Origin of the sequence: Kitasatospora hibisci (genome assembly GCF_043950205.1) — a bacterium.
Lineage (GTDB): Bacteria > Actinomycetota > Actinomycetes > Streptomycetales > Streptomycetaceae > Kitasatospora > Kitasatospora hibisci.
Genome location: NZ_CP171642.1, coordinates 5,510,061 through 5,528,861, shown reverse-complemented (window position 1 = coordinate 5,528,861; position 18,801 = coordinate 5,510,061). Strand labels below are relative to the sequence as shown.

Below are 18,801 nucleotides of genomic sequence, written 5' to 3'. Positions count from 1 at the left end.
ACCGCACCACCGTGCGAGCCGGACAAAGGAGTACCGCCGTGCCGGGCAAGAACCTGAGCCGCGACGAAGCCCAGCAGCGGGCCAGCATCCTGGCCGTGGACGGCTACCGGGTCCGGCTGGACGTGACCTCGGCGCCCGACCCGGCCGCCGCCACCTTCCGCTCCACCACCACCATCGCCTTCCGCTGCACCGAGCCGGGCGCCGCCACCTTCGTCGACCTGCTGGCGCCCGCCGTCCGCTCGGTCACCCTGAACGGCCGCGAGCTCGACCCGGCCACCGCCTTCGACGGCGCCCGGGTGCACGTCGAGGGCCTCGCCGCGGAGAACGTCCTCGTGGTGGACGCCGACTGCGCGTACAGCCGCACCGGCGAGGGCATGCACCGCTTCACCGACCCGGTGGACGGCGAGACCTACCTCTACACCCACTACGAACCGGCCGACGCCCGCCGGGTGTTCGCCGACTTCGAGCAGCCCGACCTGAAGGCGCCGTTCTCCTTCACCGTCACCGCGCCGGCCGCCTGGGACGTCCGGTCCAACGCCGTGCACGAGGAGGTCACCACCGAGGGCGACGCCCGGACCTGGCGGTTCGCGCCCACCAAGCCGATCTCCAGCTACCTCACCGCGGTCGTCGCCGGCCCGTACCACATGGCGCGCGACCACTACAGCCGCACCCTCGCCGACGGCACCACCCTGGAGATCCCGCTCTCCGCGATGTGCCGCAGGTCGCTCGCGCCCTACTTCGACGCCGACGAGATCCTCGGCACCACCAAGCTCGGGCTCGACTTCTTCCACGAGCAGTTCGACTACCCGTACCCGTTCGGCAAGTACGACCAGGCCTTCGTGCCCGAGTACAACATCGGCGCGATGGAGAACCCGGGCTGCGTCACCTTCCGCGAGGAGTTCGTCTTCCGCTCGAAGGTCACCGACGCCGCCTACGAGGGCCGCGCCAACGTCGTCCTGCACGAGATGGCCCACATGTGGTTCGGCGACCTGGTCACCATGCGCTGGTGGGACGACCTCTGGCTGAAGGAGTCCTTCGCCGACTTCATGGGCTCCTACGGGCTCATCGGCGCCCGCACCCGCTTCTCCTCGGCCTGGATCACCTTCGCCAACCAGCGCAAGGCCTGGGCCTACCGGCAGGACCAGTTCCCCACCACCCACCCGATCACCGCGGACATCCGGGACCTGGAGGACGCCAAGCTCAACTTCGACGGCATCACCTACGCCAAGGGCGCCTCGGTGCTCAAGCAGCTGGTGGCGTACGTCGGCTCGGAGGCCTTCTTCGAGGGAGCCCGCCGCTACTTCAAGCGGCACGCCTTCGGCAACACCGAGCTCGCCGACCTGCTGGAGATCCTGGAGGAGACCAGCGGGCGCGACCTCACCGCCTGGGCCGCCGCCTGGCTGCAGACCGCCGGCGTCAACGTGCTCACCCCGCAGGTCACCGTCGACGCCGAGGGCCGGATCACCGAGCTCGCCGTCCTCCAGGACGCCGGAAACGGCGACACCCTGCGCCCGCACCGGATCGCCGTCGGCCTCTACGACCGGGACGGCGACGGCGTGCTGGTGCGCACCGACCGCATCGAGCTGGACGTCACCGGCGCCCGCACCGTCGTCGCCGAGGCGGCCGGCCGCCGCCGCCCCGCCCTGGTGCTGCTCAACGACGACGACCTGACGTACTGCAAGATCCGCTTCGACGCGGAATCGGTGGAGACGCTGCGCGCCGGCCTCGGCGACGTCCGGGACGACCTGGCCCGGGCGCTCGCCTGGTCCGCCGTCTGGAACCTCACCCGGGACGGCCTGATGCCGGCCCGCGACTACATCGCCCTGGTGCTGCGCTTCGCCGGGCAGGAGTCCAACATCGGCGTGCTGCAGTCGCTGCACACCCAGGCCAAGAGCGCCGTCGACCTCTACGCCGACCCGGCCTGGCGCGGCGAGGGCGGCCGGCTGCTGGCCGACGGCGCGCTGCGCGAGCTGCGCGCGGCCGCGCCCGGCAGCGACCACCAGCTCGCCTGGGCGCGTTTCCTGGCGCAGACCGCCAACGGCTCCGAGCACCTCGGCCTGGTACGCGGCCTGCTCGCCGGCACCGCCCGGATCGACGGCCTGGAGGTCGACCAGGAGCTGCGCTGGTCGCTCTGGCTGGCGCTCGCCGCGGCCGGCCAGGCCGCCGACGAGGAACTGGCCGAGGAGCTGAAGGCCGACCACACCGCCAGCGGCAACCGCCAGTACACCCAGTGCCTGGCCGCCCGGCCCACCCCCGAGGCCAAGGCCGCCGCCTGGTCGGCCGTGGTCGACTCGGACGAGCTGCCCAACGCACTGGTCGAGGCGAACATCGCCGGGTTCGCGCTGCCCTCGCACCGCGACCTCACCGCCCTGTACGCGGCGCCGTACTTCAAGCTGCTGGAGCGGGTCTGGTCCGAGCGGACCATCGAGATCGCGATGCGGATCGTCGGCGGCTTCTTCCCGCGGGCGCAGGTCGACGAGCAGACCCTGGCCGAGGCCGACTCCTGGCTGAACGGCCACCCGGACGCGGCTCCCGCGCTGCGCCGGCTGGTGCTGGAGTGCCGGGACGACCTGGCCCGGGCGCTGCGCGCCCAGGCCTGCGACCGGGGCTGAGCCGCACCGGCCCGGGTACGGGGGCCGATGACCGCCGGGGCCCGGCGCGTCGGTGCGTCCGTGCGTCCGCGCTCGGCCGGGCCCGGTCGGTGCCCGGCCGGGCGGCCGGCGTTCAGCCCCGCTGGAGGCCGCGGTCGAGGGCGGCGATCGCGCTGCCCCGGTCGTCGTCGCCGTCCAGCGACCAGACCATCACCCCGCCCAGGTCGTTCCACCGGGTGTAGCGGGCCTTCTGGGTGAGCACCTCGACGGTGTCGTAGCTGTAGAAGTCGGTGCCGTCGTACTTCCAGGACGCGCCGTGGTCGCGGTCGACGTAGACCTTGCCCGGCAGCGCGTCGACTTCCTTGTAGCTGCGGTCGGCGGTGGCGCCGGTGGCCGGCTGGTACAGGCCCCCGCGGTCGCCGGCCGGGACGCCGGACCACCCGTGGGCGTAGAACGGCACGCCGAGCACCGTCTTGGCGGCCGGCAGGCCGTGCCGGGTGTAGTACTCGACCGCCTTGTCCGCGCTGCGCCGGAGCGGCTCCGGGTCGGCAGGGTCGGAGTAGAGGTTGGCGTGGTGGTTGGCCGGGCCCTTGCCCTCCCAGGGGCCGTGCAGGTCGTAGGTCATCAGGTTGAGCCAGTCCATCGAGCACGCCAGCTCGGGCAGCTCCAGCCGGGCGGCGACGGTCTCGTTGGCGGCGACGGCCGCGGTGAGCAGGTAGTGCGGGCCCTTGCGACCGGAGAGCCGGTCCAGCTGGCGGCGGAACTCCTTTACCAGCAGTGTGAAGTTGCGCCCGTCCTCGGGGCGGACCACGTTGCCGGCGTCGCCGCCGCCGCCCGGGTACTCCCAGTCGAGGTCGATGCCGTCGAAGACCCCGGCGGCCGCACCGGTGCCACCCTCCGGGGAGCCGGCGAGCACGGGCAGGTTGCCCTTGATGTACAGGTCGATGCAGGAGGCGACGAACCTGCGCCGGGACTCCTCGGTGGCGGCGGCGTCCGAGAAGTACTTGGACCAGCTCCAACCGCCCAGCGAGATCACGGCCTTGAGCTGCGGGTTCTTCGCCTTGAGCTTGCGCAGCTGGTTGAAGTGTCCCTTCAGCGGCTGGTCGGCCGAGTCGGCCCGGCCGTCCACCGACTCGGCGGCCGGGAACGCCCGCTGGTAGTCGTTGCGGGCGTCGCCCCGGCCCGCCTCGTCGGTCTCGAAGCAGGTGCCGTCGGCGGAGACGTTGCCGAAGGCGTAGTTGACGACGGTCAGCTTCCCGGCCTGGCCGGACTCCTGGACCCGCTTCGCGGAGCTGTCGGCGCCCCACTGGGTGAAGTAGCCGACCCTCTGTCCCTTCAGCTTCGGGCCGTGGTGGGCCCCGGCGGCGGTCGCGGTGGCGGTGGCGGTGGTGGTGGCCAGCAGTACGGCGACGGTGGCGGCGGCGAGCATGGCGGAGGCGCGTGTGGGCATACCGGACCTGTCCTCTGAGGCATCGTCAAATGGTCTGGACCAGACTGACAATGAGGTTTAGTCCATTGCGCCGGAACGCACAAGAGGCCGGACCGCGTGCGCGGTCCGGCCTCTCGGCGCTACTGCCCGGTTCAGCCGATCAGGCTGCGCAGCACGTACTGCAGGATGCCGCCGTTGCGGTAGTAGTCCGCCTCACCGGGGGTGTCGATGCGCACGATCGCGTCGAACTCCTTGTCACCGGCCTTGACCTTGACGGTCTTGGGGGTGCGGCCCTCGTTTAGCTCGGTCACGCCGGTGATGGAGAAGGTCTCCTCGCCGGTCAGGCCGAGGGAGTCGGCGTTCTCGCCCTCCGGGAACTGCAGCGGCAGGACGCCCATGCCGATCAGGTTCGAGCGGTGGATGCGCTCGTAGGACTCGGCGATGACGGCCTTGACGCCGAGCAGCGCGGTGCCCTTGGCTGCCCAGTCGCGGGACGAGCCGGAGCCGTACTCCTTGCCGGCCAGGACGACCAGCGGGGTGCCGGCGGCCTGGTAGTTCTGCGAGGCGTCGTAGATGAACGACACCGGGCCGTCGGCCTGGGTGAAGTCGCGGGTGTAGCCGCCCTCGGTGCCCGGCGCGATCTGGTTGCGCAGGCGGATGTTGGCGAAGGTGCCGCGGATCATGACCTCGTGGTTGCCACGGCGCGAGCCGTAGGAGTTGAAGTCACGCTTCTCGACGCCGTTGGCGGTCAGGTACTGCGCCGCCGGGGTGCCCGGCTTGATGTTGCCGGCCGGGGAGATGTGGTCGGTGGTGACCGAGTCGCCCAGCTTGGCCAGGACACGGGCGCCGGCGATGTCGGTCACCGGGCTCGGGGTCTTGGCCATGCCCTCGAAGTACGGGGGCTTGCGGACGTAGGTGGACTCGGCGTCCCACTCGAAGGTGTTGCCGGTCGGGACCGGGAGCGACTGCCAGCGGTGGTCGCCGGCGAAGACGTCCTGGTAGCCCTTGTCGAACATGTCCTGGTCGATGGAGCCGGCGACGACCTCGGCGACCTCCTGCTCGCTCGGCCAGATGTCGGCGAGGAAGACGTCGTTGCCGTCGGCGTCCTGGCCCAGGGCGTCCTTGGTGATGTCGACGTTCATGTTGCCGGCGAGGGCGTAGGCGACCACCAGCGGCGGGGAGGCCAGGTAGTTCATCTTGACGTCGGGGTTGATCCGGCCCTCGAAGTTGCGGTTGCCGGAGAGCACCGAGACGACGGCCAGGTCGGACTCGTTGACCGCGGCCGAGACCTCCTCGGGCAGCGGGCCCGAGTTGCCGATGCAGGTGACGCAGCCGTAACCGACCAGGTTGAAGCCCAGCTTCTCCATGTACGGGAGCAGGCCGGCCTTCTCGTAGTAGTCCATGACGACCTTGGAGCCGGGCGCCAGGGTGGTCTTGACCCAGGGCTTGACCGTCAGGCCCTTCTCCACGGCCTTCTTCGCCAGCAGGGCGGCGCCCAGCATGACGGAGGGGTTGGAGGTGTTGGTGCAGGAGGTGATCGAGGCGATCACGACCGCGCCGTTGTCGATGGTGTACGACGAGCCGTCGGGGGCGGTGACGGCGGTCGGCTTGGAGGCCTCGGCCGAGTAGGTCGGCAGCGCCTCGGCGAACTTCGACGCGGCCTCGGCCAGGATCACGCGGTCCTGCGGGCGCTTCGGGCCGGAGATCGACGGGACGACGGTGGAGACGTCCAGCTCCAGGTACTCGGAGTAGACCGGCTCGACCGACGGGTCGTGCCAGAGGCCCTGCTCCTTGGCGTACGCCTCGACCAGGGCGAGCTGCTGGGCGTCGCGGCCGGTGAGCTTCAGGTAGTTGATGGTCTCGGCGTCGATCGGGAAGATCGCGCAGGTCGAGCCGAACTCCGGCGACATGTTGCCGATGGTGGCGCGGTTGGCCAGCGGGATGGCGCCGATGCCGTCGCCGTAGAACTCGACGAACTTGCCGACCACACCGTGCTTGCGCAGCATCTCGGTGATGGTGAGCACGAGGTCGGTGGCGGTGGTGCCGGCCGGCAGCTGGCCGGTCAGCTTGAAGCCGACGACGCGCGGGATCAGCATGGAGACCGGCTGGCCGAGCATCGCGGCCTCGGCCTCGATGCCACCGACGCCCCAGCCCAGCACGCCCAGGCCGTTGACCATGGTGGTGTGCGAGTCGGTGCCGACGCAGGTGTCCGGGTAGGCCTGGCCGCCGCGGACCATGACCGTGCGGGCCAGGTGCTCGATGTTCACCTGGTGGACGATGCCGGTGCCCGGCGGGACGACCTTGAACTCGTCGAACGCGGTCTGGCCCCAGCGCAGGAACTGGTAGCGCTCCTTGTTGCGGCCGTACTCGATCTCGACGTTCTGGACGAAGGCGTCCGGGGTGCCGAACTTGTCGGCGATGACGGAGTGGTCGATGACCAGCTCGGCCGGGGCCAGCGGGTTGATCTTGGCCGGGTCGCCGCCCAGCTCCTTGACGGCCTCACGCATGGTGGCGAGGTCGACCACACACGGCACACCGGTGAAGTCCTGCATGATCACGCGGGCCGGGGTGAACTGGATCTCCTGGCTCGGCTGGGCGTCGGCGTCCCAGTTGCCGAGGGCGCGGATGTGGTCGGCGGTGATGTTGGCGCCGTCCTCCGTGCGGAGCAGGTTCTCCAGCAGCACCTTGAGGCTGTAGGGCAGCCGCTCGGAACCCTCGACGGCGGAGAGCTTGAAGATCTCGTACGACTCGTCGCCCACCTGCAGCGAGCTGCGGGCGTCGAAGCTGTTCGCGGACACGACTGACTCCTTCTAGGTGCTTCGTGCGGGTAGCCGGCCGCCACGGTGGTAAGGTCAGCCTTACTTAGGCTGACCTTGCCCGCACCGCCGGTGAGCGCCTCTCGGCAAGTATCTTGATGTCGAGATATATCGTAAGGGGCAGTTATCTCGATGTCGAGATAAACCATAGTGCATGGCGCCGCCGGCACCACCTCAGGCATGCCCCTGAAACTGTCCTACCGCGTGGGGAGGGTTCGGCGCGCGTCGGGGGCTGGTCCGGGGCGCGATCGGTGGGCCGGGAAGGGCCCGACGGGCCTCCGGGCCGTCCGGAATGGGGGCGATGTCGGCGAGCAGGGCGGCGGCCGGGGGGACGGTCCCCACGGGGGCTCCCCGGCGGGTGCGGGAAGGCTGTCCGGGCCGCCGGGGGGGGTGCCGGCGCCCTCGCCCCGGTGCGGCGGGTCCGCCGGCAGGCCTGCCGGGCGCGGCGAGGCGGCAACCCGGCGTCCGCCCCCACCCGGGCCGCCGCCGGTGGAGCCTCCGGCGGGCCGCCCGGGTACCGTGGCCGGTGACTTGACGTGCCGGACCGGCCGGGGCAGACGGGGGCCTACTGATGATCGTGGTGGATGCGTCCGCGCTGGTGCTCGCGCTGGCCGACGAGGGCGGGCGCGGAGAGGCCGCCCGGGCCGAACTCGCCGCCGGCGGCGAGTGGGTGGCACCCGAGCACGTCGTCATCGAGGTGATGCAGTCGCTGCGCGGCCTCTACCTCGCCAAGGAGCTGACCGCCGAGCGGGTCGGCGAACTCGCCGCCCGGCTGCCGGGGTTGGCCATCCGCAAGGTCGAGGTCGCACCCCTGCTCGGCCGGATCTGGGAGCTGAAGGACAACCTCACGCCCGATGACGCCGCCTACGTCGCCGTCGCCGAGCGGTTCGGCGCGCCGCTGGTCACGGCGGACCTGCGGCTGATGCGGGCCAGCGGGCCGCGCTGCGAGATCCGGGGGATCCCCCGCTCGTCCGGCTGAGCCGAACGAGCGCCCGGGCGTGTCCGCCGAGGGCGAGGCACACGGGAGGCACGGGGCGCCCGCCTTTTGGGCCGGCTCCGGGGTGCCCGCTCCGGGGGGACCGGCTCCGGGGAGGGTGTCCGCCGGGGCCGGACGGCGTTGAGCAGGGCGTCCCGCCGTACCGCCTCCGGAAGGTCCGCCGATGTCCGTGCCGCTCGCCGCCGCCCTGCTACCGCTCGCCCTGCTGACCCCCGCCGCGACCGCCCCATCCGGCCCGGCCGACCCTTCGGGCCGGGTCCCACCGGGCTCGCCGGTCTCCGTCGTGGAGGCCGATTTCGACCCTCCGACGGCCTTCGTCCCGCCGACCGCGATCAGCCATGCGCCGGACCTCGTCCCGTACGGCTCCCACGTCCGGGTCGTCGTCGACCATGCGTTCCCCGGGCGGACGGTGCTGACCGTCACGGTGGCCGGGGTCGCCGCGGACCACGCGTTCCCGGCCCACCTGCACACCGGCCCCTGCGGAGCCGACCCGACCGCCTCCGGCCCGCACTACCAGGACGCGGTGGACCCGGTGCGGCCCTCCGCCGACCCGGCCTACGCCAACGACCGCAACGAACTGCGGCTGACGCTGCGCACCGACTCCCGGGGCGGCGGCACGGCGGCCACCGCGGTGGCCTGGCAGCCGCGGCCGGGCGAGGCCCGCTCGCTGGTCCTGCACGCCGGCACCCCGGCCGGCCGGCACGGCGCGGGGGACCGGGCCGCCTGCGTGAAGCTGGAGCCGTGAGGCCCGGGAACCCTCGGGCGGCCGGGAGGCCCGGGAGGCCGTGACAGCGGGGCCGGGCGGACGGGAGGTCAGGCTCCGAGGGTCGCGACCAGCACGGCCTTGATGGTGTGCAGGCGGTTCTCCGCCTGGTCGAACACGACGGAGTGCGCCGACTCGAACAGCTCGTCGGTGCACTCCAGCTCGGCCATCCCGGTCGCCTCGTACATCTGTCGGCCGACCACCGTGCCGAGGTCGTGGAAGGCCGGCAGGCAGTGCAGGAACTTCACGGCCGGGTTGCCGGTGGCCCGGACGGTGTCCATCGACACCTGGTACGGCCTGAGCAGCTCGATCCGCTCCGCCCAGACCTCCTTGGGCTCGCCCATCGAGACCCACACGTCGGTGTAGAGGAAGTCGGCGCCGGCCACGCCCGCGTCGACGTCCTCGGTGAGGGTGATCCGGGCGCCGCTGGTCGCGGCGAGCCCCTCGGCGGCCTTCAGCACCTCCTCGGCGGGCCAGAGCGCCCGGGGCGCGACGATCCGGATGTCCATGCCGAGCAGGGCGCCGGTGACCAGCAGCGAGTTGCCCATGTTGGAGCGGGCGTCGCCGAGGTAGGCGAGGGCCACCTCGGTGAGCGGCTTGGCTGTGTGCTCCCGGACGGTCAGCACGTCGGCGAGCATCTGCGTCGGGTGCCACTCGTCGGTGAGGCCGTTCCAGACCGGGACGCCGGCGTACGCGGCCAGCTCCTCGACGACCTCCTGCCCGTGGCCCCGGTACTCGATACCGTCGAACATCCGGCCCAGCACCCGCGCGGTGTCCTTGATCGACTCCTTGTGGCCGATCTGCGAGCCGGACGCGTCCAGGTAGGTGGTGGTGGCGCCCTGATCATGGGCGGCCACCTCGAAGGCGCAGCGCGTCCGGGTGGAGGTCTTCTCGAAGATCAGCGCGATGCTCCTGCCCCGCAGCCGGGGCTGCTCGGTGCCCGCATACTTCGCCGCCTTGAGCTGGGCCGCGAGATCCACCAGGAAGCGGAACTCCTGGGCCGTGAAGTCGAGCTCCTTGAGGAAGTGCCTGTTCCGGAGGTTGAACGCCATGCCGGGCTCCTGGGGTGACGTGGGCGGACCGCGAGCGGCAATTGTATACGACGTTCGGAATTTGTATGCATAGAGCCGAGGCGCATCACGCCGGGCGGACGGAACGGGACGGGCCCTGCGGTGGTCCGCAGGGCCCGTCCCCGACCGGCGGGCAGGTGCCGCGTCGGGCCGGTCAGAGGCGGGGGTCCACCGGCTCCGACTCCAGGGCGAGCACGGCGAACACCGGTTCGTGCACCCGCCAGAGCGGCTCGCCCGCCGCCAGCCGGTCGAGCGCCTCCAGCCCCAGCGCGTACTCGCGCAGCGCCAGCGAGCGCTTGTGCCCGAGGAACCGCTGCCGCAGCTGGTCCAGGTACTCGGTGTAGTCCGGGCCGTAGACGATCCGCAGGTACTCGCGGCCACGCACCTTGACCCCGGGCTGGACCAGCCCGCCCGGACGGCCCACCCCCGCCCCGGCGCGGACCAGCGACGCGAGCGGCTTGACCACCATGCCCTCGCCGCCGGCCCCGGTGAGCTCCTCCCACCAGGCGACGCCCGCGGCGACCGACGCGTCGTCGGCGGTGTCCACCACCAGCCGGCCGGTCCGGTGCAGCACGGGGCCCTGCGGCTCGGCCGCCTGGTCGGCGTCGACCAGCCGGTCGATCCAGGCCAGGTGCTCGTCGTGCGGGCGCACCGCCAGGTTCGCCCCCTCCGCCGCCAGCACCTGGAACGGCGCGAGCCGGATCCCGGCGAGTCCCTCGGTCGGCCAGCAGTAGCGCCGGTACGCCTCGGTGAACGCCTGCGCGTCCGCCGCGCGCTGCCGCTGGCGGGCCGTCAGCTCGCCCAGGTCGAGCCCGCGACCGGCCGCCCGGTCCAGCGCAGCGAGCACCTGCGGCAGCGCCGCACCCGCCGCCGCGCCGACCGCCGCGTACTGACGGCGCAGCAGGTCCGCGGCCTTGAGCGACCACGGCATCAGCTCCGCGTCCAGCAGCAGCCAGCCGGTGGCCAGCTCGTCGAACAGGCCGGAACGCTCCGCCGCGGCCCGCACCCGGTCCAGGACCGCGGCCGTGAGGCCGTCGTCACCGAGGAACGCCCGGCCGGTCCGGGTCCAGATCGCGCCCGACCCGGCCAGGCCGAACCGCTTCTCCAGCGCCCCGGCGTCCCGGGCGACCAGGACCACCGCGCGGGAGCCCATGTGCTTCTCCTCGCAGACCACCTCGCGCACGCCGTCCTCGCGGTAGGCGGCGAACGCCTCCTCGGGGTGTTCGAGGTAGCCGGGGCGGCGGGAGGTCGCGCTCGGCGCCATGGTCGGCGGCAGGTAGGCGAGCAGCCGCGGATCGATCGCGAACCGGCTCATCACCTCCAGTGCCGCCGCCGCGTTCTCCTCCCGCACGGCGATCCGGCCGTGCAGCGCGGTCTCCACCACCCGGCGGCCCGCCACGTCGGCGAGGTCCAGCGGACGGCCCTCGCGCGCGCCCGGCGCGTCCGCCTTCAGCGGCCGGACCGGCGCGTACCACTCCTGCTCGGCCTCCACCGACACCAGCTCCCGCTCCGGGTAGCGCAGCGCGGTGAGGCTGCCGCCGAAGACGCAGCCGGTGTCCAGGCAGATGGTGTTGTTGAGGAAGCTCGCCACCGGCACCGGCGTGTGCCCGTAGACCACCATCGCCTTGCCCCGGTACTCCTCAGCCCACGGGTAGCGCACCGGCAGGCCGTACTCGTCGGTCTCGCCGGTGGTGTCCCCGTACAGCGCGTGCGATCGGACCCGGCCGGAGGCCCGGCCGTGGTACTTCTCCGGCAGACCGGCGTGGCAGACCACCAGCGCGCCGCCGTCCAGCAGGTAGTGGCTGACCAGGCCGCGCATGAAGGCCCGCACCTCGGCGCGGAACTCCTCCGGCTCGCCCGCCAGCTGGTCCAGCGACTCCTGCAGGCCGTGCGAGACGGTGACCTTCCTGCCGTCCATCGACCGGCCGAGCTTGTTCTCGTGGTTGCCCGGCACGCAGAGCGCGTGCCCGGCGGCGACCATGCCCATCACCAGGCGCAGCACGCCCGGTGTGTCCGGGCCGCGGTCGACCAGGTCGCCCACGAAGACGGCCGTCCGGCCCGCGGGGTGCGCGGCGTCCACCGCGCGGCCCGCGTCGTCCCGGGTGAGCACGTAGCCGAGGCGGGTGAGCAGGGTCTCCAGCTCGGAGCGGCAGCCGTGGACGTCGCCGACGACGTCGAACGGGCCCGTGAGGTGGCGCAGGTCGTTGAAGCGCTTCTCCGGCACGACCTCGGCGGCCGCGACCTCGGCCTCGCCGCGCAGGATGTGCACCTTGCGGAAGCCCTCGCGCTCCAGACCGCGCAGCGAACGGCGCAGCTCGCGGTTCTGGCGCGGGATCACGTGGGCGGGCAGCTGGCGGTCCGGTCGGATGCGGTTGCGCTCGGCGCAGACGCCCGGCGGGACGTCCAGCACGATCGCGATCGGCAGCACGTCGTGCTCGCGGGCGATCCTGACCAGCTGCTTGCGGGCCTCCGGCTGGACGTTGGTGGCGTCCACCACGGTGAGCCGGCCGGCGGCGAGGCGCTTGCCGACGATGTAGTGCAGAACGTCGAAGGCCTCGGCGGAGGCGGACTGGTCGTTCTCGTCGTCGGCCACCAGGCCCCGGCAGAAGTCGGAGGAGACGACCTGGGTGGGCAGGAAGTGGCGGCGGGCGAAGGTGGACTTCCCGGCGCCGCTGGTGCCGATCAGGACGACGAGGGAGACGTCGGTCACCGGGAGGCGGCGGGGACGGGCGGAGGTCGCGTCGGCCTCCGCCTCGGTGGGCGGGGCGTCGGTGGGCGGGGCGTCGGTCGGGGTCGCGGCGGTGGGTGCGTCGGCGCTCGGGGCGTCGGTGGCGTCCGGGGGCAGTGCGTCGTCGGTCATCGGGTCTCGCCCCCTTCGGGCGTCGTGGTGGTGTCGGTGGGTGCGGGGACGGCGGGTGTGGTGGTGTCGGTGGGTGCGGGGACGGCGGGTGTGAGGCCGGAAGGTGTCGGCGCCGGTTCCGGCGCGGCGTCCGGTGGGGTGCCGATCCGGAACAGGGCGAGCTGGGTCGGTGCGCCCACCTCGGCGTCCTCCGGCCCGACCGGCCGGATCACCACGGTGTAGCCGTACGTCGCCGCCACGCGCTCGGCCCAGGACCGGAACTGCGCGCGGTCCCACTCGAACCGGTGGTCGGCGTGCCGGAGGTGCCCGGCCGGCAGGCTCTCCCAGCGGATGTTGTACTCGGCGTTCGGCGTGGTCACGACCGCCGCCGACGGCCGGGCCGCCCCGAACACGGCGTACTCCAGCGCCGGCAGCCTGGGCAGGTCCAGGTGCTCGATCACCTCGCAGAGCACCGCCGCGTCGAAGCCCTTCAGTCGCACGTCCGTGTACGTCAGCGCGCCCTGGACCAGCCGCACCCGGGCCGCCTGGCGCTCCGACATCCGCTCCAGCCGCAGCTTGCGCGCGGCCGCGGACAGCGCCCGCGAGGACACGTCCACCCCGAGCACCTCGGTGAACCGGGCGTCCTTGAGGAGCGCGCCGATCAGTTCGCCCTGCCCGCAGCCCAGGTCGGCCACCCGCGCCGCGCCGACCTCGCCCAGGGCGGCCAGGATCGCCGCCCGGCGCTGGTCGGCCAGCGAGGCCTTCCGCTCGGCGGCCGGCTCCGGCGGCTCCGCCCGGAGCCGGCCGCCGCCCGCGTCGGCAGCGCCGACCGCGCCCCCGGCGACCGCGTCCACGGCTTCGTCGGCGGAGTCGTCCGCGGAGTCGTCGACCGCGTTGTCGATCTCCTCGACCTCGCGGTCGTCGGCCTCCGCCAGCCGGGCCAGCTCCAGGCGTTCCATCGCCCGCCGGGTGAGCGCCCAGCGCCGGGACAGGTAGCGGCGCGCGATCAGGGCCTGCTCGGGGTGGTCGGCGAGCCAGCCCGCGCCTGCGGTGAGCAGCTTGTCGACCTCGTCCGGGGCGACCCAGTAGTGCTTGGCGCCGTCGAGCACGGGCAGCAGCACGTACAGCTGCTGGAGCGCGTCCGCGAGCCGGACCTCCGTGCCGGCCAGCTCCAGCCGGACGTAGCGCGACTCGCCCCACTCCGGGAACGTCTCGTCCAGCGGGATCGCCGACGCCTCGACCTGCCAGCCCAGCGGCTCGAACAGCCGGGCGGCCATCGCGGGGCCGCCACTCTCGCCGGCACCGTTGGCGGGCACCGCGGGCAGCGAGATCCGCAGCGGCCGCGGAACCGCGGCGAGCCCCGGGCGCGCCTCGCAGACGCCCTTCATGGCCGTGCGGAACACCGTCCGCAGAGCGACCGCGAGCAGCGAGGACGCGGCATAGGGGCGGTCGTTGACGTACTGGGCGAGGGCGAAGTCCGGCGAGCCGCCCCGCCCCCTGCCCCGGCCCCTGCGGACCAGCGCGATCGGGTCGATGTCGAGCAGGAGCGCGGCCGTGCAGAGCTCGTCGCCCGCCTCCGGGTAGAAGACGTGCGCCTCACCGTGCGACGTCGAGAAGCGCTGGACCTTGCCCGGGTGCTTGTGCAGAAGGAAGCCGAGGTCGGAGGCCGGGCTCTCGGCGGTGCCGGTGGTGGAGATCGACATGAACACCTGCCCGAGTATCGCCGAGCGGCAAGCCGGTGAGCACCAGGTTTTGTCCGGTGCCGGAGCCGCCGCATCACCCGCGGGCACCCTGTCCGCACGGTGAGCGTGTTCGGCAGCGGCGGCCCGCATTCGTTAACGTGCACGATGTGACTGCAGAATCCACCTCCCTCGCAAGCGGCGCCGTCGCCGCCGGTCTGGCCACCATCGCCGCCGACGGCACCGTCCTCGACACCTGGTTCCCCGCCCCCGCACTGGCCGCCGAGCCGGGCCCGGCCGGCACCGTCCGCCTGACCGCCGAGCAGGCCGAGGCCGAGCTGGGCGCCGGCGCCGCCGAGGCGCTGCGCGCCGACGCCCGCCGCGGTGTCGAGGTGGTCGCCGTGCGCACCACCATCGCCTCGCTGGACGAGAAGCCGATCGACGCGCACGACGCCTACCTGCGGCTGCACCTGCTCAGCCACCGCCTGGTGAAGCCGCACGGCCAGAACCTGGACGGCGTCTTCGGCCTGCTCGCCAACGTCGCCTGGACCAGCATCGGCCCGGTGCCGGTGGACAAGGTCGAGCAGGCGCGCCTGGCCGTCCGCGCCCAGGGCGGCCAGATCGCCGTGTACGGGATCGACAAGTTCCCCCGGATGACCGACTACGTCGCCCCGTCGGGCGTGCGCATCGCGCACGCCGACCGTGTCCGGCTCGGCGCCCACCTGGCGCCCGGGACCACCGTGATGCACGAGGGCTTCGTCAACTTCAACGCCGGCACCCTCGGAACCTCCATGGTCGAGGGCCGGATCAGCGCGGGTGTCGTGGTCGGCGACCACAGCGACATCGGCGGCGGCTCCTCGATCATGGGCACGCTCTCCGGCGGCGGCAAGCAGGTCGTGTCGGTCGGCGAGCGCTGCCTGCTCGGCGCCAACGCCGGCATCGGCATCTCGCTCGGCAACGACTGCGTCGTCGAGGCCGGCCTGTACGTCACGGCCGGCACCCGGGTGACCACCCCGGACGGCAAGGTGGCCAAGGCCGTCGAGCTGTCCGGCCAGGACAACCTGCTCTTCCGCCGCAACTCCCAGACCGGTGCCGTCGAGGTCATCGCCCGCTCCGGCTCGTGGGGCGGCCTGAACGCCGAGCTGCACGCGCACAACTGATCCTGCCGACGGTTCCGCACCGGAATGGCCTTCCGTACGGGAGGGCCTCACACGGGAAGGGCCTCGGCGCCGTATCGGCGCCGAGGCCCTTTGCTGTCCGCTGTTCGTTGTCCCGTTCCCGGGGGCCCACCCCCCTCCCCCTCCCACCCGCCTCCCCGTTCCCCTGTCATGTGGTCCTTCCGTGTGGCCGTTCCGTGCGGCCCCGCTCTGCCGCCCTCTCTGTGCCGCCCGATCTGTGCGGGCGCTGCTGTGCAGCCGGCCGCGGAGCCCCTGCCGTCTCCCCTCCGCCCCGCCGCAAGCCCTTCACCGGTGCGCGCGTGGGCGAGCGCTCGCCCGCACACGCACCGCGGGCAGTCCTTTCCCGGATCGGCCCCGTCTAGCCCAGGCCGCTCGGCCGCGGCAAGGCGAGGTCACCCGGGAGGCTTACCCGGAAGGGGAGTTGGACCGCATCGGGTGGTGGCAGGTGACCCTGCCGGAAGCGGTTCGTTGGTTGCAGCGGCGGGGCTCCGCCCCGGTGGCGCGATGCGTCCACCGAGCCCCCGCCGGCCGTTCCACGCGCTTCACACCGCACTACCGATCCGAAGAGGTCCGCTCATGTCCGAACCCCGGTCCGAGGCATCCGCCCTGCCGTCGCAGCAGCAGTCGCCCACCGACCCGTCGACGGCGCCGGCCACCCCGAAGAGCCTCTTGGAGCAGATGCAGGAGCTGCTCGCCTCGGTCACCGCCGACCTCGCCGATCTGCAGTCGTCAGGTGTCCGGGCCGCCGACGGGCCGGTCGGCGGCCCGAGTGTGACCACGACCGGCGGCGCCTCTTCCGCCGGTTTCTGAGGCGGCCTCGGCGGCGGGTCGGCCGCCGTGGTCGTCCCCGTGGCCTCCCGACCGCCGTCCTCCGCCGCCCGCCGCACCGCCCTCCCCAACCGGCCGACCAAGTCCTTGCAATCGGCCGCCGCGTCGACGCCGTCGATGCACGTCCAGTACAGGCTCTCCGTCTCCGCACCGCAGGCCAACACCACCAGCGCCTCTCCCGCGTCCCGCAGCAACCGGTCGAGCTCGGCCAGCATCGGCGCCAGCGCCCCCAGCTCGCTGAGCCTCGCGGCCCGACCGCCGGCGCCCGTCACCCACAGGGCCGAGAACTCCCCCGCGGGCTGGTCGAGGCAACCCGCCGCGTGGGATCCCGCCTCGGCCAGTTGCTGCCCCAAGCCGACCAGTTCGTCGCCGTCCGGCTCCTCCAACTCGGTCAGCCGGGCCCCGACCGCCTCGGCCAGCAGCGCGGCCTGCCGCGCCTCCGCCAGCACGTCCGCCACGTCCCTGGCCTCGGCCAGGGCGTGCCGGGCCGTCCTGATCAGTCGCAGCGCCTCCATCGGCCGCCACCCCTCTCCCTCTCGCTGTCGCCGTCGGACCACGGCCGCCGCGGGGCGGTCGCGTGGTCGCGTGGTCACGTGGTCACGTGGTCACGTGGTCACGTGGTCACGTGGTCACGTGGTCACGTGGTCACGGCGACAGCGTGCGCCGAAGGGCGAGGCGGAGCAGCTCCCTTCACGAAAGCTGTGGAGAACCCGGGGGGTGTGGAAAACTCCCTTCCCTCACATGGATTGGTCGTCAACGTCCGGGTTGACGTCCGGCTGCGGCGCGGGCTTCGTCCCGGGGGCGGGGAAGCGCATTTCGTTCCGCTCGATCTTGGCGGCGAGGGCCTCCAGCGGGTCGACTCCCAGCGTCGTGCAGAACTGCAGCAGGTAGGCGAGGACGTCGGCCACCTCGTCGCGGACGCGGTGCGCGCTCTCCCGGTCGGACATCACCGAGGCGGCCTGTTCGGGCGTCAGCCACTGAAAGATCTCCAGCAGCTCGCCGGCCTCCACCGACAGCGCCGCGGCGAGGTTCTTGGGCGTGTGGAAGGGCTCCCAGCTGCGCACCGCGGCGAACTCCGCCAGCCGTCGGCTCAGGCTCTCCAGGGTCGGGTCGGTGGGTTCCGTCACTCGTTCGCTCACCCGTCCAGGTCTACCCCGTCCAGGCCCACCGCATCCGCCGCCGCGCCCGCCTCCCCCGCCGGCACCCCCGGACCGGCCTCGCCGCCCGCCACCCCCGGCCCCGCGGCCCCGGCCTCCCCCGCCGCGCTCCGCGGGGCCTGGGCCGGCACCCTGGCCGTCTCGGTGCGCAGCACCGTGTGCCCGGAGTCCGGGTCGCGCCGGCACTCGACCAGCGCGACGCCCGGCGGCAGCTCGCCCTCCCCCGCGCGCACGTCCCCGCCGAGCGCCTCCCGGGCGGCCGCCGGCTCCTGCAGCGCGGCCAGCACCCGCAGCTGGTTGCGCGCGGTCATCTCGCGGGCCAGCCGTACGAGCGCGGCGGTCTGCTCGGTGCCGAGCCCGGCGCCGAGGTCCTCCGCGAGCACGGTGAGCTGCCGGTGCGCCCAGGGCACCTCGGCGGCCGGGTCGAGGTCGAGGACCGCGGCGCCGGTGAGCAGCACCGCGGCGAAGGCGAGGAGGCGCAGCATGCCGTCGGAGGCCTGGTCGGCGCCGGTGCGGCCGAGGACGCCCTCGTCGAACACGGTGCGGACGCGCTCCGCGGCCCCGCTGCCGCGGCGGGCGAGGTCGAGTCCGAGCAGCGGGTGCGGGGCGGCGCTCTGGACGACCCGCAGCAACTGGCCGTAGCGGCGCGCGCATTCGTTGCTCAGCCGGGCGATGACGGCGGAGATGTTGGCGGCGGTGCCGATCAGCCGGGCCTGCGGGTCGGGTCGGGCCCAGCCGCGCATGAGCGCCGGCACGGGGTGGACCGGGAAGACCTCGCGCAGGGCGGTGAGGACGTGTTCGGCGGCGGCCAGCACCTTGCGTTCGCCGGGGGACGATCCGGCGACCCGCAGCGGGATCTGAGCGGTGACGAGGACGCCGTTGGGGAAGGGCGCGCGGATGTCGCCCTGCCGGGTGTCGTTGTGCCAGCTGACGTTCACGCGGTGGTTGCGGGGGTCCTGTTCGCCGGTCTCGACGAGGATCCGACCGTCCAGGGTGAGCTGCTCGCGGGCGATCCGGACCGGTCCGTCGGTGCGGACGACGACCTCCAGGCGGACCGGTCCGTCGAGGGACCGGACGGTGCAGCCGAGGATGATCGCGTTGCGGCCGTGCGGGACGCAGCCTGCCAGACCGCCGCGGACCGGCGTGGCGAGCGGGCCTGCCCGGCCGGGCAGGCCGTCGAGGGAGTCGGCGATCTGCTCACCGAGGGCGAGGCGGGAGAGGACGGCGAGCGCGTCGAGGGCGTTGGACTTGCCGACGCCGGACGGGCCGTGCAGCACGGTGAGCGGTGCGAGCGGCAGCGCGGCGTGCCGGTAGGACTTGAACGAGGTGAGCCGGAGCTCCTCGACGGTGGGTCGCTGCACGGGTGGCCGACCGGCGTCCGCGGTCCGCTGGAGGGGGTGGGCCGGCACGGCGGGCAGGGTGGCGTCGCGGTTCACCCGTCGGACGTTAGCCGC

12 protein-coding genes are annotated in these 18,801 nt (G+C 73.4%); 4 read left to right on the top strand and 8 right to left on the bottom strand.

Annotated features, from left to right (window positions below; all coding sequences use genetic code 11):
* Positions 1 to 38 precede the first annotated feature (38 nt).
* Positions 39 to 2,612, top strand: coding sequence for an aminopeptidase N (gene pepN / locus ACF9IK_RS24155; protein ID WP_395296196.1), 2,574 nt, complete (start codon positions 39 to 41; stop codon positions 2,610 to 2,612).
* A 112-nt stretch (positions 2,613 to 2,724) separates the two neighbouring features.
* Here the strand turns inward: pepN and ACF9IK_RS24150 are convergent, their stop codons facing one another.
* The gene (locus ACF9IK_RS24150; RefSeq protein ID WP_395296195.1) at positions 2,725 to 4,041 is read right to left on the bottom strand and encodes a glycoside hydrolase family 18 protein; all 1,317 of its coding nucleotides are present in this window, start codon (positions 4,039 to 4,041) and stop codon (positions 2,725 to 2,727) included.
* A 131-nt stretch (positions 4,042 to 4,172) separates the two neighbouring features.
* Positions 4,173 to 6,818 carry an aconitate hydratase AcnA gene (gene acnA, locus ACF9IK_RS24145; protein WP_395296194.1) on the bottom strand — a complete coding sequence of 882 codons (2,646 nt, stop codon included), beginning with the start codon at positions 6,816 to 6,818 and terminating at the stop codon, positions 4,173 to 4,175.
* Positions 6,819 to 7,407: 589 nt separating this feature from the next.
* Here acnA and ACF9IK_RS24140 point away from each other — a divergent pair.
* On the top strand, positions 7,408 to 7,815 hold the full coding sequence (locus ACF9IK_RS24140) for a type II toxin-antitoxin system VapC family toxin (RefSeq protein ID WP_395296193.1): 408 nt from the start codon (positions 7,408 to 7,410) through the stop codon (positions 7,813 to 7,815).
* 181 nt (positions 7,816 to 7,996) lie between these two features.
* Entirely contained in the window at positions 7,997 to 8,578 is a 582-nt protein-coding gene (locus ACF9IK_RS24135; RefSeq protein ID WP_395296192.1) for a superoxide dismutase family protein, read from the top strand.
* 68 nt (positions 8,579 to 8,646) lie between these two features.
* Here ACF9IK_RS24135 and argF read toward each other — a convergent pair whose 3' ends face one another.
* The 3 genes from argF to ACF9IK_RS24120 all read right to left on the bottom strand — a co-directional run bounded on the left by argF (position 8,647) and on the right by ACF9IK_RS24120 (position 14,214).
* Positions 8,647 to 9,648 (bottom strand): ornithine carbamoyltransferase, encoded by a 1,002-nt coding sequence (gene argF / locus ACF9IK_RS24130; RefSeq protein WP_395296191.1) that lies wholly within the window; start codon positions 9,646 to 9,648, stop codon positions 8,647 to 8,649.
* A 172-nt stretch (positions 9,649 to 9,820) separates the two neighbouring features.
* The gene (locus tag ACF9IK_RS24125; protein WP_395296190.1) at positions 9,821 to 12,526 is read right to left on the bottom strand and encodes a polynucleotide kinase-phosphatase; all 2,706 of its coding nucleotides are present in this window, start codon (positions 12,524 to 12,526) and stop codon (positions 9,821 to 9,823) included.
* Positions 12,523 to 14,214, bottom strand: a complete 1,692-nt coding sequence (locus ACF9IK_RS24120) for a 3' terminal RNA ribose 2'-O-methyltransferase Hen1 (RefSeq protein ID WP_395296189.1) — start codon at positions 14,212 to 14,214, stop codon at positions 12,523 to 12,525. The genes ACF9IK_RS24125 and ACF9IK_RS24120 overlap by 4 nt, the downstream gene beginning before the upstream one ends.
* A gap of 140 nt (positions 14,215 to 14,354) precedes the next feature.
* On the opposite strand from ACF9IK_RS24120, the gene dapD reads away from it, so the two are divergent.
* Positions 14,355 to 15,344: a 2,3,4,5-tetrahydropyridine-2,6-dicarboxylate N-succinyltransferase gene (dapD, locus tag ACF9IK_RS24115; protein WP_395296188.1), complete on the top strand. Its 990-nt coding sequence runs from the start codon at positions 14,355 to 14,357 to the stop codon at positions 15,342 to 15,344.
* Between the two features lie 560 nt (positions 15,345 to 15,904).
* Here dapD and ACF9IK_RS24110 read toward each other — a convergent pair.
* From ACF9IK_RS24110 to ACF9IK_RS24100, 3 genes are all read right to left on the bottom strand, one after another.
* Positions 15,905 to 16,705, bottom strand: a complete 801-nt coding sequence (locus ACF9IK_RS24110; protein WP_395296187.1) for a DUF6099 family protein — start codon at positions 16,703 to 16,705, stop codon at positions 15,905 to 15,907.
* A gap of 222 nt (positions 16,706 to 16,927) precedes the next feature.
* Entirely contained in the window at positions 16,928 to 17,329 is a 402-nt protein-coding gene (locus tag ACF9IK_RS24105; protein WP_395296186.1) for a nucleotide pyrophosphohydrolase, read from the bottom strand.
* Complete coding sequence (locus ACF9IK_RS24100; RefSeq protein ID WP_395296185.1) at positions 17,326 to 18,783, bottom strand: AAA family ATPase; 1,458 nt, start codon at positions 18,781 to 18,783, stop codon at positions 17,326 to 17,328. The genes ACF9IK_RS24105 and ACF9IK_RS24100 overlap by 4 nt, the downstream gene beginning before the upstream one ends.
* Positions 18,784 to 18,801: the final 18 nt, after the last annotated feature.

Excerpts from the sequence above, each read along its gene's own strand:
- ACF9IK_RS24110 (WP_395296187.1), bottom strand. The coding sequence starts at position 16,705 with ATGGAGGCGCTGCGACTGATCAGGACGGCCCGGCACGCCCTGGCCGAG.
- ACF9IK_RS24140 (WP_395296193.1), top strand. The coding sequence starts at position 7,408 with ATGATCGTGGTGGATGCGTCCGCGCTGGTGCTCGCGCTGGCCGACGAG.
- argF (WP_395296191.1), bottom strand. The coding sequence starts at position 9,648 with ATGGCGTTCAACCTCCGGAACAGGCACTTCCTCAAGGAGCTCGACTTC.
- ACF9IK_RS24125 (WP_395296190.1), bottom strand. The coding sequence starts at position 12,526 with ATGACCGACGACGCACTGCCCCCGGACGCCACCGACGCCCCGAGCGCC.
- ACF9IK_RS24135 (WP_395296192.1), top strand. The coding sequence starts at position 7,997 with ATGTCCGTGCCGCTCGCCGCCGCCCTGCTACCGCTCGCCCTGCTGACC.
- ACF9IK_RS24150 (WP_395296195.1), bottom strand. The coding sequence starts at position 4,041 with ATGCCCACACGCGCCTCCGCCATGCTCGCCGCCGCCACCGTCGCCGTA.